Raw genomic sequence first — 14,929 nt, forward strand, 5'->3', positions numbered from 1 at the left:
TGCTAGGGTTTATCACTACTTGGAGACAGGCATGAACGGTATGAAGAAAGCGAGGGCAGGGCTGTCGCTCAGTCACATGGGCTTCTATGTGAGCGACATGGCGCGCGTGGAAGACTTTTATACGCGGGTGATGGAATTCACCGTGACGGATCGGGGTTCGCTGCAGACGCCGCACGGCGCTGTGCAGTTGGTATTCTTGAGCCGCGATCCCGCGGTGCATCACCAGATCGTGCTCGCGAGCGGCCGCCCCGAGCACTTGGCGTTCAATCCGATCAACCAGATTTCGTTCACAGCTGACAGCCTTGCCACGTTGAGGCGGTTTCATCGGCAGTTCATTGCGGAAGGCCTGCAGGAAATCAACCCCGTCACCCACGGCAATTCGGTTTCGATCTATGCGCGCGATCCCGAGGGCAATCGCCTCGAGCTCTACATCGACACGCCGTGGTACGTCGACCAGCCGATGCGGGTGCCGGTGGACTTCGGCTTGCCCGATGCTGAACTGATGGCGGCTGTCGAACGCCACGCAAGAACGCTATCGGGATTCAGGCCGCGAAGTGTCTGGCAAACCGAAATGGCCGAGCGCATGGGGCTTGCATAAGCGTGGCGCTGCGTGGCTCGCGTGCGACTGTTTCCGCACGGTGGTCGTTGAAGGCGTCAATGGCGATCTTGCCAGTGCATATAATTCCGTTCACACACGAGGAGGCGCAGCGCAATAGATGTCGAGCATTACGAGACTTTTATCCATACTCGAGCTGTTTTCGGAGGCGAAGCCGTTCCTGTCCGTCGAAGACGTTGCCGCCGAACTCGATTGCTCAACCCCAACGGCTTATCGCTATGTACGCGAGCTCCTGGATGCTGGCTTGCTCATCCGGTTTGCAGGAGGAGACTATGGTCTCGGCCCTCGCATCATCAAGCTTGATTACCACCTGCGCATGTCGGATCCGCTGCTTGCGGTCGGGCAGCCGATCATGCGTGAGTTGAGTGAACACTCCGGCTTCGATGTGGTGATGTCGCGCTGGTACGGTAACGAACTCGTGGACACGCATCGTGAGACTCACGGCGCGGCGCTTGACCTCCGGTACGGCCGGGGCCGTCCTCGCCCCCTGTTTCTCGGCGCCGCTCCAAAAGCGATCCTGTCCACCTTTCCGAAGGCCAAGCTCGCGGTCCTGTTCGATCAGTATGCTGACGAGATCGCGCAAAGCGGCCTTGGGGCGACACTCGACGAGTTTCGCGCGTCGCTGCTCAAAATCCGGCGTGCCGGTTTTTATCTGTCGAGGGGCGAACTGGAAAGCAGCGTTTCTGCACTGGCGTCGCCGCTATTTACGGACGACTCCAGTGAAGCAGTCGGTTCGCTTGCGGTGATCGTGCCGACCCAGCGACTCGAATTTGCCAATCTGGACCGTCTTGTCGAATCGATCCGGGAGGCAGCGGCGCGAATCTCGCAGCGTACGCGTGCGTTGGTTGAAAGTCGGAGGACCGGAGCCATCACGTCGTCGCACACCGTTGCGCGAGGCAAGCGGTCCGCATGATGGCCGTCACGTGAACGTCATTCGATCGCGCTCGCGCACTTGAACCTCGGTGGGTTCGGGGGAAGCGGCACTTGCGACAAACGAACTGGTAGCACGAACGCGTAGACCGACGTCGTCAGGAGAGGGCCGTCTTGAAGCCGCAAAAAGGCGGTTGGTCACTTGCGACCCTGCGGGATGCGGCTCTGAAGTGTCGACAGACAAGACGTGCAAACCGGAGCGCCGTCGGAGCGAAAACGCGATCTCCGCCTTCGATTCAAATTTCATTATCCAATCGCCTGGCCGCTTCACAAAACAATCCCAAATGAGAAGACCTTTCTTGCCGCCCCGCGTACTGAAAAGCCTGCTCGGCTTCAACGACGGCCCGTGGCGGTGGTCGGCCGGCGTCGGAGGGGGCGTCGCGATGGGCGTGCCTCTGAGCGCGTTCATGCTGGCCGGCCACCAGTCACTCGGGCTCATCACTTCTCTCGGCGCCTTCACGGCTCTCTACAGCTCGACGCTGCGCCTGGGCGACCGGCTCCAGGCCTTGCCGTTCGTCGCGGCGGGGTTCGTGGCCGCCTCCACGCTGGGCGTACTGTGCGCGACGAATGCGTGGCTGACCATCGCCTGCCTCGTCGCCGTGGCTGCGCTCGCCAGCATCATTCTGTTCGGTGTCGGAATGGGTCCGCCCGGGCCGATGCAGTTCGTGCTGGTCGCCGGTGTCAGCGGTCATCTGGCCGCTTCCGCGCGTTTCAGCGGTTCGCCCCTTGGCGTCTTTATGATCCCCTCTCTGGTCGCGGTCGGCGCGCTCAGTGCGTACTTGCTCGTGATCGCACCCCTCGCGCTGCCGCTTGTGCACCAGCGCAAGGGCGAAGCGTCCAGCTTGCGGATGCGGTTTCCTCCCAGCTCGCTCGACGGGGAAAAGGCCACGATCGCCGCGAGGGTGATCGTTGCGGTTGCCAGCGCCGGCTTGCTGAGCCTGTCTTTTGGGGAGCACCGTGCCTACTGGACGGTTATGGTCGCGGGTGCGGTGCTGCAGGGCAGCCACGTCTCGCGCTCAAGTGCCATTCGGGCCGTGCACCGCGTTGTGGGCACGGTCCTGGGCGCGGCTGTCTTTGGCTTGATCCAGCTCGTCGACCCGAAAGGCCTCTGGCTCGTCGGGGTCCTCGCGCTGCTCCAGTTCGCGATCGAAGTCGTGGCCGCGCGGCACTACGCCCTGGCCCTGACCTTCATTACCCCAACCGCGTTGACCATCTCAGCGGTGGGCGGGACGAGCGCTCCCTTCGCGCTCGTCGGCGAGCGGATCGTGGACACGTTCCTTGGGGCGGTCATCGCCATGGTAGTTCTCTTGGGCAGCGAATGCGTCAGGGGACGACGCGCACGATAAGCAGGTGGAGGATTCTGGGCTTGTCGCGAAGGGCATTGGGTCTTGCTGATTACTTTCCGATCATGTTCAGCGCCGTGTCCCGCACCGCGCGCTTGAACCTGGTCTGATCTTCAGGAAGTGACGAGAAAGCCCGCAGCATATGGTGGTAAGCCACGGTATTGCTGATGGCGTTCATCAGCATGGAAAACATGACTTCGGGGTGGTGCGGTTTCAATTCCTTCGCCCTCGATGCATCTTCGAGCAAAGGCACGAACACGTCGTGATAGGGGCGCACCAGACGCCCGATGAGTATGTTGAAGCGCTCGCCTTCTTCGGTCGCGGCAGTCGAAAAAAACATACCAAGGTCGGGTTCGTCGAAAACCTGATCGATGAAAAGAACCACTGCGTGTTCGACACGCTCACGCGCACCTAGCGTGGCCGAGCGCAACCTGGCTGTGGCGTCGATCATTGGCGCAGCCTGATCCGCGATCTGCTCTACCACCGCAAGCCATAGCGCTTCTTTCGACCCGAAATGATGCGCGATCAGCGCCGGGTCGACACCCGCGTCGCGCGCGATTTCCCGCACGCTGGTAGCGTCGAATCCACGCTTTGCGAAGGTGCGCCGGGCATGTCGCAGGAGGACGTCGGCACCGACGGAAGCGCTGTACGCGGGTCGTCCGCGGGTACGCTTTTTCTCGATCAGCTTAGCGGGTCCTGACGTTACGTCGTTCATTTGGGTGTGAGTTGTGGATCGTCAATTCAGCCGAAGTTTAACTGACGGCGCGTGAGACGCTGAGGAGGGCCGCGGTTTGACGGAGCTCGTGCTTTAGGCTACGATGCGATTTATTCATCATGCGTTGAATTTATTATGTCACAACCAATACGGATTGTCATCGTTGGCGGCGGGATTGCGGGAATTTTGCTGGCTACCCGACTCGGCGACCTGTTAGGGCGCAGCGGCCGGGCCAGCGTCACGCTGATCGACAGCAGCCCGACGCACATATGGAAGCCGATGCTGCACACTATTGCAGCCGGCACGCGCGATGTTCAGCAGCAGCAGCAGGTGATCTACCTCGCCCATGCCCGCGATCACGGCTTCACCTATCAGCCCGGCGCAATGAACGGGCTCGATCGAAGCCGGCGGCTGGTCCAGCTCGACGAGCTCAGGACGCCGGAAGGTGAAGTAGTGCTCGGTCCGCGAACGGTCGGGTACGACGTGCTTGTGCTGTCGCTGGGTAGCCGGGCGAACGATTTCGGCGTGCCGGGCGTGAAAGAGCACTGCCATTTCATCGACAGTCAAAAACAGGCCGAAGCGTTCAACGCCGCGTTGCGAGCGCGCGTATTTCGAAGCGTCGTGAAGGACGAACCACTGCGTGTGGCGATCGTCGGCGCGGGTGCAACGGGTGTTGAGCTGTCCGCTGAACTGAGCCGCTTGCTTGACGTTGCGTCGAGTTACGGAGACCCGACTGTGCGAGAGCGGCTGAGTCTGACGCTGCTCGAAAGCGGCCCGCGCGTGCTCGCGGCGTTTGCGCCGGAGATATCGGCATCGAGCCAGTCGCAGCTCGAGCATATCGGTTTTCGCGTGCTGACTTCGACGCGCGTTACCGCGGCAGAGGCGAATGGTTTTCGCCACGGCGACGGCGCGCTTGCCGAGGCCGATCTGATGGTCTGGGCAGCGGGCGTCAAGGCGCCGGATTTCATGAACAATCTCGACGGACTCGAAACGAACCGGTCCAACCAGATCGTCGTCGGAGGGAGTCTGCAGTCTTCGCGTGACGATCACGTGTTCGCGCTCGGCGATTGCGCAAGCCTGACACTTGCCGGTCACGAACGGCAACTTGCACCGACCGCGCAGGTCGCCACGCAGCAGGCCGAGCATCTCGCGCGTCACCTTCCGGGGTGGCTTGCAGGCAAGCCACTTGCCGATTTCCGTTTCCGCGATTTCGGTTCGCTCGTCTCGCTGAGCGACTACAACGCGTTCGGCACGCTTGGGCGCTTCGGACTCTTTCGTGGCGGTTTCGTGCGCGGACGTTTCGCTCAACTGAGTCACGCCATGCTCTACCGGCGCCATCAGCAGGCTCTCCATGGCTTTCGAAAGGCGACGCTGCTGTGGACAGCGGAACAGATCAACGGTCTCGTCCAACCGAAGATCCGCCTGACCTGAAAGTGGCGCCGAACCCTTTGCAGACCCGGTCGGTTTCCTCGTGCGATTCGTGCAGCGGTCGCTGTGATTACCAGCCCTGACGGGTGTTCATCGCGAAGGGGCCGGGGACGTGCGTGTTGAGCGGTCATCCGATTGAGGCGGGCGACGCCGTGTACTCTCCCAGAGGAGGCGATCCGCCGCCGCGAAACGCAGGCGCAATGATGGTCGCGGCTTCCGTTAATGTCCAACTGTGACCTTGCACGCGTTTATATTCTCGGGGACGCGGTTTCGAATCGACATGCCTGAAGCAAGCGAGGCATCGGGGACGAAACAACGAGCCATGTGGCAATTAATACGTACGCCTATATGTGCGACATTGCCTATCACGAAGCGACATCGCTACACGCGGCGTTTCGCCGATGAGAAGCGGGCGCGCACAAGGATCGAACCAATTGTTGCGGCGAGGGGGACAGTGTTTTACGGCCAGCAAGGACACCGATGCATGGACCAAGGCGCTACTATTGCCCGTGCTCTGTACAACGATGCAAAGCACAGGGCCACTCGAATCCGACACGCTGTGATAAGGCAGAGGCGCGGTGTGCAGCACAGCACCTCTGGTGCGCTTGCGTGGGCTTTAAAGACGCGACGTCATTTGACGTCACTACTGGAGAGATAGTTGAAAATCGAAAAAATCCGCAAAGATGCTTTTGCGATGCCCGTCCACAATCCTTCCTACCCCCGCCCGCCGTTTCGCTTCCTTGATCGCGAGTACTTCATCATTTCGTACGAGACCGACATGGACGCTTTGCGCGCCGTGGTGCCGGAACCACTGACAGTCGCAAGCCCCCTCGTGCATTACGAATTCATTCGCATGCCAGACTCGTCGGGATTCGGCGATTACACGGAAAGCGGCCAGGTTATCTCGGTAAGAGATGATGCCGGCGCGCCAGGCAGCTACACACACGCGATGTACCTCGACGACGAAGGCCCGATTGCAGGCGGTCGTGAGATTTGGGGCTTCCCCAAGAAGCTGGCGAGTCCGAAATTGCGTGTTGACGGCAACGACACGCTGCTTGGAACGCTCGACTATGGCACCCAGCGCATTGCCACGGGCACGATGGGCTACAAGTACGAGCCACTTGACCTCGAGGTCGAGCGCAAGAAGCTGGCGGACACGCCGAACTATCTACTGAAAGTCATTCCGCACGTCGACGGTTCAGCCCGCATCTGCGAGCTCGTGCGCTACTTCCTGCGGGATGTCACGGTGCTCGGCGCGTGGGGCGGTCCGGCCGCGCTTGAGCTGCACCCCCATGCCTTGGCTCCGGTGGCGGATTTGCCGGTGCGCAAAATCGTCGGCGCGCGGCACGTTATCGCCAATCTCACGCTCGACATCGGGGAGGTGGCTTTCGATTACCTCGCCGAGGCGCCGGCACTCAAGCTTGCCGCGAATCAGTAAGCACCCTCTGACATATTAAGGAAAAGGCATGTCCGTAACAGACAAGGTCGCGCTCGTGACGGGCGCTGCAAGTGGTATCGGTGAACAGTGCGCACGCAAGCTCGCGGCGCTCGGCGCGTCGGTGGTAATCGCGGACCTGAACCTCAAGGCTGCTGAGAGCGTGGCCGAGAGCATCCGCAAGGAGGGTGGCAAAGCGCTGCCTGTATCAATGGACGTGACGAGCGAAGAAGCGGTCAACGCCGGCATCCAGCAGGCTGTAGACAGGCTTGGCAGCATCGATGTGCTGGTCTCGAACGCGGGCATCCAGATTGTCAACCCGATTGAAGATTATGCTTTCTCCGACTGGAAAAAAATGCTCGCAATCCATCTGGACGGCGCGTTCCTCACGACCAAAGCTGCTGTCAGGCACATGTACGCTGCGGGCAACGGTGGGTCGATTATCTATATGGGCTCGGTCCACTCGCACGAAGCGTCGAAGCTGAAGGCTGCCTACGTGACGGCCAAGCATGGACTGCTCGGTCTCGCACGCGTGGTAGCCAAGGAAGGTGGTTCGCGCGGTGTACGGGCCAATGTCGTGTGTCCGGGGTTCGTGCGCACGCCGCTTGTCGACAGGCAGATTCCGGAGCAGGCGATAGCGTTGGGCATTTCGGAAGCAGACGTCGTCAAGAACGTGATGTTGAAGGAAACGGTCGACGGCGAATTCACGACGGTGGAAGACGTCGCCAACACCGTGGCATTCCTCGCCGGCTTCGAATCGTCCGCATTGACGGGCCAGTCCATTATCGTCAGCCACGGCTGGTCGATGCACTAAGGAGCCGCCCAGTGCGTCAAGATCAAGAAACATCAGGCACACCTCGCAAGACTTTCAAGCTTCCGGCCTATGACGAGGTCGCTCTCGTGCTACAGGGTGGCGGCGCGCTGGGCTCCTATCAGGCCGGCGTCTACGAAGGCCTCGAGGAAGCTGGCATTCATCCGGACTGGATTTCCGGCATCTCCATCGGCGCGCTTAACACAGCCATCATCGCGGGCAACGCTCCGGGCAAGCGTACCGAGGCATTGCATGGATTCTGGAACACCATCTGCCAGCCGGCGGACATGCTTGGGAACCTTGGCGCGTGGCTACCCCGCGCCGCGGGCATGCACGACCTGTCGCGCAAGTGGTCGAGCTGCTGGGCGGCAGGCCGCGCACTCACCGAAGGGCAGCGAGGCTTTTTCTCGCCGCGCCTTCCGGTGCCCATCCCAGGGATGGGCAAGCGCTCGCCAGAAGAAGTGAGCTTTTACGATACCACCGCGCTTCGGGCGACCCTTCTGCAATTCGCCGATTTCGACAGAATCAACGACGGCGATATTCGCGTCTCCGTCGGCGCGGTCAACGTGCGCACGGGTAACCTGGTCTACTTCGACAACACCCAGATGCGCCTTTCGCCAGAGCACTTCATGGCCTCGGGTGCGCTCCCTCCGGGCTTTCCTGCCGTCGAGATTGATGGCGAATATTACTGGGACGGCGGTCTTGTGTCGAACACCCCGTTGACTGAGGTTGTAAGCGACCCGCAGCACAAGGACACCCTGGTCTTCCAGGTTGACCTCTGGAGTGCGAGCGGTGGCCTCCCGGGCGACATGCTGGATGTGTCCGAGCGCGCCAAGGACATCCAGTATTCCAGCCGGACCCGCGCTATCACCGCGATGCTCGGGTCGACCCAGCGTCATGCACAGCTCATCAAGGAGCTATTGAAGCATGTGCCGCCGGGCCTGGAGAAGCAGCATCCGCTCATCCGGGAGGCGCGGGAAGTTGCCGATGGCAGTACGGTCAATGTTGTGCACCTCATATACAAGAACAAGGCGTATGAGGGGCACTATAAGGATTACGAATTCAGCATCGACACGATGAGCGAGCACTGGCAGACGGGCCTGGACGACATTCGCGCATCGTTTGAGCATCCGGACTGGTTCGCGATACCGGATCACGATTCGGGATTCGTGACGCACGACGTGCATCGTCCCGGGGGCGCGCCTCACGCGACGCGACTGGAGGGTGCTAGCAAGCCAGCGCATTACTCGCGCAGGCGCCATAAAGCGGGCGTCGCGCAACCACATCTCGAAGTGGCAGCGCCGAACTCCGCCCCACTTGGGGAAACCACGAAGGAAGCTGTGCAGGATGCGACAGGCCGCTAGCCATCGTGGGGCCGGCCGGGTTCAGTTTGGCCGGTCCCTTTCCACGCCAGCCAAAGGGGCGCTACCGCAGGTGAGTTCGTCCGCCTGTGGTGTTACCGGCAACCAGGGTACATGACATGCAGAATCCCAGGTTTATGTAGAAGAAATCGCTGTATCGGGTCAAGTGCGCACGGTCAATCTGATACCGTCAAACGGTTTTGCGTTGCCGCAGCCCGCGTTATGCCGCTCGGCGCATTCGGCCTGCTCGGCGGATGCAGCATGACTTCATTCAATCCCAAGGGCGACATCGGTGCACAGGAGAAGCGTCTGATCCTGCTTGCGTTGGGTCTGATGCCTTCGAAGAGGTTCATCGAAAAACCGACATCACATACAACGCGGCGACGCTTGAAACGATCCTAACCGACAGGGAGGTCACTTCATGGAAAAAGTCCAACGATGAATCGCCTCCGGGCCGAAGCCATCTTTGGGAGACGCCCCGAGCCCCCTTGAGATCGCAAGAGGTTCAATCATACTCGGCGAATCAAGCCAAATCGCGGGCCGCCACAACAATGCCGTTGACACTTCGTTGACAGTCAGAAAAGAAAAAGGGCCTAGCGCGAACGCTAAGCCCTTGAATCTTTTGGTAGGCCGTACTGGATTCGAACCAGTGACCAACGGATTAAAAGTCCGCTGCTCTACCAACTGAGCTAACGGCCCGTCTCGCCCGATGTCCACCGCGACCAGCGCACTTCTTGCCTGTTTGGCCTAGCCGATATCGATCGTGCGGCTAGTGGATCGCGCCGGCTCCGATTTCGGCACGGTCAACGTGAGCACACCGTTATCAAATTTTGCCAATGCGTGATCGGGGTCGGCGTTTTCCGGCATCGGGATTGTGCGCATGAAGCTTCCATAGGCGCGCTCGAGCCGGTAGCAGCCGTCTTCCTCGCTGCGCACGTCCTGTTTCTTTTCGCCGCGCAACACGATCGCCCCGTCCTCGACGCTCACACTCAGGTCTTCGCGCTCCATCCCGGGCAGCTCGGCGGTCACGCGCAACACCTTTCCTTCGTCGACCACGTCGATGCGCGGCTGGAAGCGCGATGAACTGAAGTCGCCAAACCATCGTTCGAGGGCGCCGCGACCTGCAAACGGGTCATGGAAGAACTCTTCCAAAGCACGCCACGGTTCGCGTGTGAACAATCGCGGAATGTCAGGCCACGAGTCACGCCACTGTTCGCTCGCCGGGGGGCTTTCCGAGGTGTCCGCATCGGACTTGCGAGCCGCCCCGCGTAGGAACTTGAAGGGATTCCACTTTTTCGGATCCGTATTCATCGTATCCTCCTCTACAGTCTGGCCGGAGAACCGGATTCCTGTCATTGCGCTGAAGTCGCGACTCTGCCCTCGACGTTCCCGACTGCATCTGCGGAACGCCGCCACGGCCGCCTCGCGATCCGCGGCGCGTCCTGAGCTCGCGTACCGGCACCGCGCCGTATGCTGAGCGTGCGTCCGCGCCAGCATTCATGTATGACGTCCGCATCCAGGCCTCCGCAGTCAGTAGGTGGCGGCCAGACGACCGCCACCGGTTTTCTCCCTGTCGTTGCTGCCCACCTGCCGACTTCAGTCCGTCCGCACCTCGATCCGACGCGGCCGGGCTTCGTCGCGGCGCGGTATGGTCAGCTTCAGCACGCCGTCTTTCAGGTTCGCATCGATTTTCGTTGCGTCGAAGTCAGCCCCAAGAGCGAACGCCCGCGCGAAATGCGGCTGGCGGATCTCCGCATGTTGCAGGCGCAGCCCCGCCGGCGTGGGCACCACCGCCTCGGCCTCGATGTACAGGTTGCCATCGTGTACCTTCACATCAAGGCGGTCCTTTGTAACGCCGGGCAGATCGGCCCACAGGGTGATGCCCTGGCTGTCCTCGAAGATGTCTACGGGCGGCGTTAGCGTGATCGGGCGTTGCGACTGCTCGTCTTCCTGACGGGCCACCGCCGTTTCGTCTTTCCTGGCAAGTTCTGTCGTGTCGTTCATGATGTCCTCCTCAGTTCTGCGACCGGTTTCATTGAACAGTGATGGCCCGCGGCTTCGACGTCTCCCGCTTGCCGATGCTCACGGTCAGGCACCCATTGGTGTACTGCGCCGTGACCTTGTCAGGGTCCGCATGCTGCGGCAGTTCAATGACGCGCCGGAAGGTGCCGACGAACCGCTCCTGCGCATAAGTACGCACGTCGTCGCCGGCCGCTTCCGGCTGTCCCGTCTGGCGCTCGCCGCTGATGGTCAGCAGCCCTTTGTCGATGGATACGTCGAGACGCGCCGGATCGATACCGGGCGCGAACGCAACGATCTCGATAGAGTCGTCGGTCGAACCGATGTTGACCTGCGGGAAGGCGCCCAGGCGCCCCGAGCGGATGCTGGACGGGAAACCGCCGAAGAGACTCGCCATCTGCCGTTGCAGACGGTCGAACTCGCTGAAAAGGTCGGTCCCGAAGTAGAGATCACTCATGATCGTTTCCTCCTTGGATGCAGCAGGAAAACGAACCGGCATACGCGCTCCAGTCCGTCTGCCATGCTGCGGCAAACAAATCGAAACACGCAGCGCGCCGGAATGCCGGCGCGACTGCCTGAGCGATATTCAAGATAGGACTGAAAACAGAAATTTCAAGTGGGCCATGGCGACTTTTTGTTCTTGAATTTGGATTGTCACACCCCTACGTTCACGACACCCTGCAACACCGTGCGAGGACACCATGGAATTCGAATACGATTGGCTCACTCTTGGGCGTCACCGTATCCGGTTGCGCTCAACAAAGGGGTTCCCGACTGAGACGATGCGCACGGCGGTCGAAGTCATCCGGCTGGCGATCGACAGCAACATGAGCGCCCGGGCGCGGCTGGTTGAAGTGGTGTTCCGGCAGGAGTCCGCTTACGAGATTGCGGTCGGCACCACGTTCGCCGATGACCGGCTATGCGCGCCCCAGCTGGAAGCGGCGATCGCGACGGTGCTGGGCCTGCAGCCCGCGCAGATCACTATTTTCGTGACCGTGGTCACCCAGGAAGAGGTCGATCTGCACTTTGGTGTCTACGAAAGGATGCTGGCCGAAAAGCTCGGCGTGGTGCCGCTGATCCAGTGACGTCGCGGCAGGCAAGGAGCGGGGGATCGGCAAGCGGCGAACTGCGCGCCTGCCGGTGCGGACGGCGGCGGCGCCTTTGCTGCAATGCAATGAGGAGTGTCCGACCGGATTCGGCCGCCCTCGTTGCGGAGCATCCTGCAGCCGGATGCGGGAGGTCTCGAAGAGCGTGTCATATCCCTGATAGCGCATTCGAACGCAGATTGTTCGCCGCCTGGATTCGATCAATCGGCTTCCGGAACGGCGCGACACAACTGATAAGACGCCCGCATGCGTCAAATTTATGGCGAATGTCGACGATGTAGCCTACGTCGTCGAGGGTTCCCTTGTGGCCGGTCAGCCTCGCCGACTTCGTCCAGGATGTTCAGCGCGCCATCAACGAGGGGCTCGACGACGCGCCGCACTTTATCAATATCGTGATCGGCGCCAATGCGTTCCAAGGCGCGTTGCCCTACACGCCCCGGCTGTTGCAGATGATGATCGATCATCTGCCCCGCAATGGCGTCTTCAACGTCAGCGCTATCGGCGCGGCGCAGTTGCCTGCCGCGATGAACTCGCCGTTGCTGGGAGGGGACGTGCGCGTCGGACTCGAAGACAACTTCTACTAACAGACAAGGTCAGTTGGCCACCAATGTTCACCTGGTCGAGCGGCTTGTTCGCCTGGTCCGCGAGATGGGTTACGAGCCGGCCACGCCGGCTGAAGCACGGAAGATCATTGGGCTGCGGCCGTTGCGCGAAACAATCCACGCTGCCTGCCAGGAGGGCTAACCGATGACAACGCGAGCCGTCAACGTCGCCGTCGTCGGCACTGATGTCATTGGCGCGGGTTGGGTGACACACTTCCTGGCTCATGGTTTCGCCGTCACGGCGACCGATCCCAGCCAGGGGGCCGCGTCGCGCCTGCGCAACTGGATCGACGATAGTTGGCCTGTAGTGGAGAGGCGCGGGCTTGCAGACGGCGCCTCGCGGGACAAGTTGACGTTCACGCCTGACGTGGGCTCCGCGGTAGCCGGGAGGAACGATGCTTGCTGCTCCCGCGGCGGATCAACCGAAGGAGCGTGATAGGGCCGAAGGGCACAAACCGGGCGAGAAGGTTCAGACGCGTGGCATCTACGAGGTGGTGAGAGAAGGCGACGCCGGTTCCGGCTTCGAAGTGACATGCGTCGAAGGCGGGCATTTTCACCCGCAGCGGCAACGGTGCGCACTACGAGTTGGTTCACGGCGCGGCGCAGGGAAGGAGACGTACTATGAGAAATCGGCCTGGAACACAGTCAATACTTCCCGCTCTGGTGATTTTGCTCACCGGCTGTGTCGCTGGTGGCATGCCGTATACCGGGCCGCACCTCACTCCGACAGAGTGCCGCGACCTGGCCGCGCTCAAGACAAACGCGCCCCCTACGATGGCGCAGCACCAAAGCGAACTCGCTGCCTTGAGGAAAGCGGGCTACGACCCGTCACCGTGGTTTGATGATCCGTATTACCCGGATGATCTACAAGCGGCACAGCGCCTGGTCGACTATTGGTTCCAAACGGAGTGCCAGCACCTTCAACCCGGCTGAGATAGAGAGATCGAGGACTGACCCGGATGTCACCGTGCGGCCAGAAGCGGCCGATCGATCAAGTGCGGTAATGGCCATTCGACTGTCGGCTCCAGTCAGCTTTCCGCCGTCTGGTTCGAATCCCCGGGGCTTTCCTGGTAGGAAAGTATGCGTCGGCGATCTGATTCAACACGTTGCCTTCTCGACATCGTTGCTCGACCGGTTTGTCAGGATGGCGCTCGTAATAATATGAAAGAGATGATCCCCGCGTGGCGCGAATCCGGATTGGCCGTCGAGCCAGCCGAGCGCCGACATCAGGGCGAACAGGTCGACCCCATCCATATCGGCGCGCGCCGTTCCCTCGGCCTGAGCACGGCGCAGTAGTCGCGCGCCCGCTGAACGCAGCGCCGTGCTCGAAGCGTGAAGCGCGGAGTCAGGGTCCGCGTGCGCGGTCGCGAACAGGGCGCAAATGCCGCTATAGCTACGAACGAATGCAACCCCTTCGCGAAACCAGGACACCAGCGCTTCGTCAGGCGGATTCGACGTTTCTAGTTTGGCTGCCTGCTGTATCAGTTCGTCCACGTTCATACGCAGCAACGCTTCGAACAAGGCTTCTCGTGTCGGGAAATGGCGAAACAGTGTGGCCAACCCGACGTCGGCCCGGCGGGCGATATCTCGCATGGACGCATCGGCGCCATGCTCGGTGACTACGTCACGCGCGACCGCAAGTAGATGGCTGTAATTTTTTCTGGCGTCGGCTCGCATAAATCGCCTTGACAATCGGATCGGTGATCCGTATAAAATGAAGCTGTATCTGGATCAGTGATCCACAAGATACAGCACATCCGTGCAAATGGGAACCGAGACGCTGTCCGACACCACGAAAGGAGATGTCATGGGAAAGCTTGAGGGTAAGGTTGCAGTCATCACGGGGGGATCGAGCGGCATGGCGCTGGCGAGCGCCAAGCGGTTCGTCGAAGAAGGCGCCTATGTTTTCATCACGGGCCGGAGGCAGGAGGTGCTCGACGAAGCCGTCAAGCAGATTGGCCGGAACGTGACCGGCGTGCGCAGCGACGCGGCCAATCTCGACGACCTCGACCGCCTGTTCGATACAGTCAGGCGTGAAAAAGGCAAGATCGACATCCTGTTCGCGAGCGCTGGCATGGGCAAAGCCGTCCCATTGGGCGAGATTACCGAGCAGCACTTCGATGCGGAATTCGGCCTGAATACGCGCGGCACGCTGTTTACGGTTCAGAAGGCGTTGCCGTTGTTCAACGATGGCGGATCGATCTTCATGACCGGGTCAGTTGCTTCGGTGAAAGGTTTTCCCGGTTACGGCGTGTATGCGGCGAGCAAGGCGGCGTTGCGCTCATTCGCACGCACTTGGCTCAACGAACTGAAGGGCAGGAATATCCGGGTGAACGTGCTGAGCCCGGGGCCGATCGCCACACCGATGCAGGACCAGGTTCTCACCGAGGAGGCGAAGCGGATGTTCGAATCCCTGATCCCGCGGGGAAAGATGGGTCGTCCTGAGGAAATTGCGACGGTCGCGCTGTTTCTTGCTTCAGATGATTCGAGCTTCGTGAATGGGGTGGAATTGTCTGTCGACGGCGGCTTCTCGGCTATCTGAAATCGCGCCGAAAAGCGTGTA

At 61.0% G+C, this 14,929-nt stretch carries 17 protein-coding genes, 1 tRNA gene and 2 pseudogenes; 14 read left to right on the forward strand and 6 right to left on the reverse strand.

Annotation, left to right across the window (positions count from 1 at the left end; genetic code table 11):
• Window positions 1-31: 31 nt before the first annotated feature.
• From OKW37_RS29360 to OKW37_RS29370, 3 genes are all read left to right on the forward strand, one after another.
• Window positions 32-598, forward strand: coding sequence for a VOC family protein (locus OKW37_RS29360; protein WP_184059845.1), 567 nt, complete (start codon window positions 32-34; stop codon window positions 596-598).
• Between the two features lie 118 nt (window positions 599-716).
• A complete protein-coding gene (locus OKW37_RS29365) occupies window positions 717-1,529 on the forward strand; it encodes an IclR family transcriptional regulator (protein WP_090809648.1) in 813 nt (270 codons plus the stop codon).
• A 301-nt stretch (window positions 1,530-1,830) separates the two neighbouring features.
• Window positions 1,831-2,892: an FUSC family protein gene (locus OKW37_RS29370; protein WP_429509998.1), complete on the forward strand. Its 1,062-nt coding sequence runs from the start codon at window positions 1,831-1,833 to the stop codon at window positions 2,890-2,892.
• Between the two features lie 49 nt (window positions 2,893-2,941).
• Here OKW37_RS29370 and OKW37_RS29375 read toward each other — a convergent pair whose 3' ends face one another.
• Window positions 2,942-3,604: a TetR/AcrR family transcriptional regulator gene (locus tag OKW37_RS29375; protein WP_429403006.1), complete on the reverse strand. Its 663-nt coding sequence runs from the start codon at window positions 3,602-3,604 to the stop codon at window positions 2,942-2,944.
• A 135-nt stretch (window positions 3,605-3,739) separates the two neighbouring features.
• On the opposite strand from OKW37_RS29375, the gene OKW37_RS29380 reads away from it, so the two are divergent.
• The 6 genes and pseudogenes from OKW37_RS29380 to OKW37_RS29405 form a co-directional block, all read left to right on the forward strand.
• Window positions 3,740-5,035, forward strand: a complete 1,296-nt coding sequence (locus OKW37_RS29380) for an NAD(P)/FAD-dependent oxidoreductase (protein ID WP_429403007.1) — start codon at window positions 3,740-3,742, stop codon at window positions 5,033-5,035.
• A gap of 83 nt (window positions 5,036-5,118) precedes the next feature.
• Window positions 5,119-5,268: a DUF3331 domain-containing protein gene (locus tag OKW37_RS29385; protein ID WP_429403008.1), complete on the forward strand. Its 150-nt coding sequence runs from the start codon at window positions 5,119-5,121 to the stop codon at window positions 5,266-5,268.
• Window positions 5,269-5,690: 422 nt separating this feature from the next.
• Entirely contained in the window at window positions 5,691-6,470 is a 780-nt protein-coding gene (locus tag OKW37_RS29390) for an acetoacetate decarboxylase (protein WP_184059853.1), read from the forward strand.
• 28 nt (window positions 6,471-6,498) lie between these two features.
• The gene (locus tag OKW37_RS29395) at window positions 6,499-7,281 is read left to right on the forward strand and encodes a 3-hydroxybutyrate dehydrogenase (protein ID WP_184059855.1); all 783 of its coding nucleotides are present in this window, start codon (window positions 6,499-6,501) and stop codon (window positions 7,279-7,281) included.
• A gap of 11 nt (window positions 7,282-7,292) precedes the next feature.
• Entirely contained in the window at window positions 7,293-8,642 is a 1,350-nt protein-coding gene (locus OKW37_RS29400) for a DUF3734 domain-containing protein (RefSeq protein ID WP_429403009.1), read from the forward strand.
• 219 nt (window positions 8,643-8,861) lie between these two features.
• Window positions 8,862-8,975: pseudogene (locus tag OKW37_RS29405) on the forward strand (ubiquinol oxidase subunit II); the annotation flags it as partial.
• Between the two features lie 287 nt (window positions 8,976-9,262).
• Here OKW37_RS29405 and OKW37_RS29410 read toward each other — a convergent pair.
• The 4 genes from OKW37_RS29410 to OKW37_RS29425 form a co-directional block, all read right to left on the reverse strand.
• Window positions 9,263-9,338, reverse strand: a tRNA-Lys gene (locus OKW37_RS29410).
• 48 nt (window positions 9,339-9,386) lie between these two features.
• Complete coding sequence (locus OKW37_RS29415; protein WP_429404313.1) at window positions 9,387-9,950, reverse strand: Hsp20/alpha crystallin family protein; 564 nt, start codon at window positions 9,948-9,950, stop codon at window positions 9,387-9,389.
• Between the two features lie 285 nt (window positions 9,951-10,235).
• Window positions 10,236-10,643, reverse strand: a complete 408-nt coding sequence (locus tag OKW37_RS29420; protein ID WP_184059859.1) for an Hsp20/alpha crystallin family protein — start codon at window positions 10,641-10,643, stop codon at window positions 10,236-10,238.
• A 28-nt stretch (window positions 10,644-10,671) separates the two neighbouring features.
• Window positions 10,672-11,115 (reverse strand): Hsp20/alpha crystallin family protein, encoded by a 444-nt coding sequence (locus OKW37_RS29425; RefSeq protein ID WP_187610814.1) that lies wholly within the window; start codon window positions 11,113-11,115, stop codon window positions 10,672-10,674.
• 244 nt (window positions 11,116-11,359) lie between these two features.
• On the opposite strand from OKW37_RS29425, the gene OKW37_RS29430 reads away from it, so the two are divergent.
• The 4 genes and pseudogenes from OKW37_RS29430 (at window position 11,360) to OKW37_RS29445 (ending at window position 13,299) form a co-directional block, all read left to right on the forward strand.
• Window positions 11,360-11,743, forward strand: a complete 384-nt coding sequence (locus tag OKW37_RS29430) for a hypothetical protein (protein ID WP_090809669.1) — start codon at window positions 11,360-11,362, stop codon at window positions 11,741-11,743.
• A gap of 320 nt (window positions 11,744-12,063) precedes the next feature.
• A pseudogene (locus OKW37_RS29435) lies at window positions 12,064-12,508 on the forward strand (3-keto-5-aminohexanoate cleavage protein); the annotation flags it as partial.
• 3 nt (window positions 12,509-12,511) lie between these two features.
• A complete protein-coding gene (locus OKW37_RS29440) occupies window positions 12,512-12,802 on the forward strand; it encodes a 3-hydroxyacyl-CoA dehydrogenase NAD-binding domain-containing protein (RefSeq protein ID WP_429403010.1) in 291 nt (96 codons plus the stop codon).
• A gap of 185 nt (window positions 12,803-12,987) precedes the next feature.
• The gene (locus tag OKW37_RS29445) at window positions 12,988-13,299 is read left to right on the forward strand and encodes a DUF4148 domain-containing protein (RefSeq protein ID WP_184059863.1); all 312 of its coding nucleotides are present in this window, start codon (window positions 12,988-12,990) and stop codon (window positions 13,297-13,299) included.
• Window positions 13,300-13,464: 165 nt separating this feature from the next.
• On the opposite strand, the gene OKW37_RS29450 is transcribed toward OKW37_RS29445, so the two are convergent.
• Entirely contained in the window at window positions 13,465-14,043 is a 579-nt protein-coding gene (locus OKW37_RS29450; RefSeq protein ID WP_429403011.1) for a TetR/AcrR family transcriptional regulator, read from the reverse strand.
• 130 nt (window positions 14,044-14,173) lie between these two features.
• Between OKW37_RS29450 and OKW37_RS29455 the strand changes: the two genes are divergently transcribed.
• The gene (locus OKW37_RS29455; protein WP_187616615.1) at window positions 14,174-14,908 is read left to right on the forward strand and encodes an SDR family NAD(P)-dependent oxidoreductase; all 735 of its coding nucleotides are present in this window, start codon (window positions 14,174-14,176) and stop codon (window positions 14,906-14,908) included.
• The last annotated feature ends 21 nt before the right edge of the window (window positions 14,909-14,929 follow it).

The organism is Paraburkholderia sp. MM5482-R2, assembly GCF_050436125.1.
Taxonomy (GTDB): domain Bacteria; phylum Pseudomonadota; class Gammaproteobacteria; order Burkholderiales; family Burkholderiaceae; genus Paraburkholderia; species Paraburkholderia tuberum.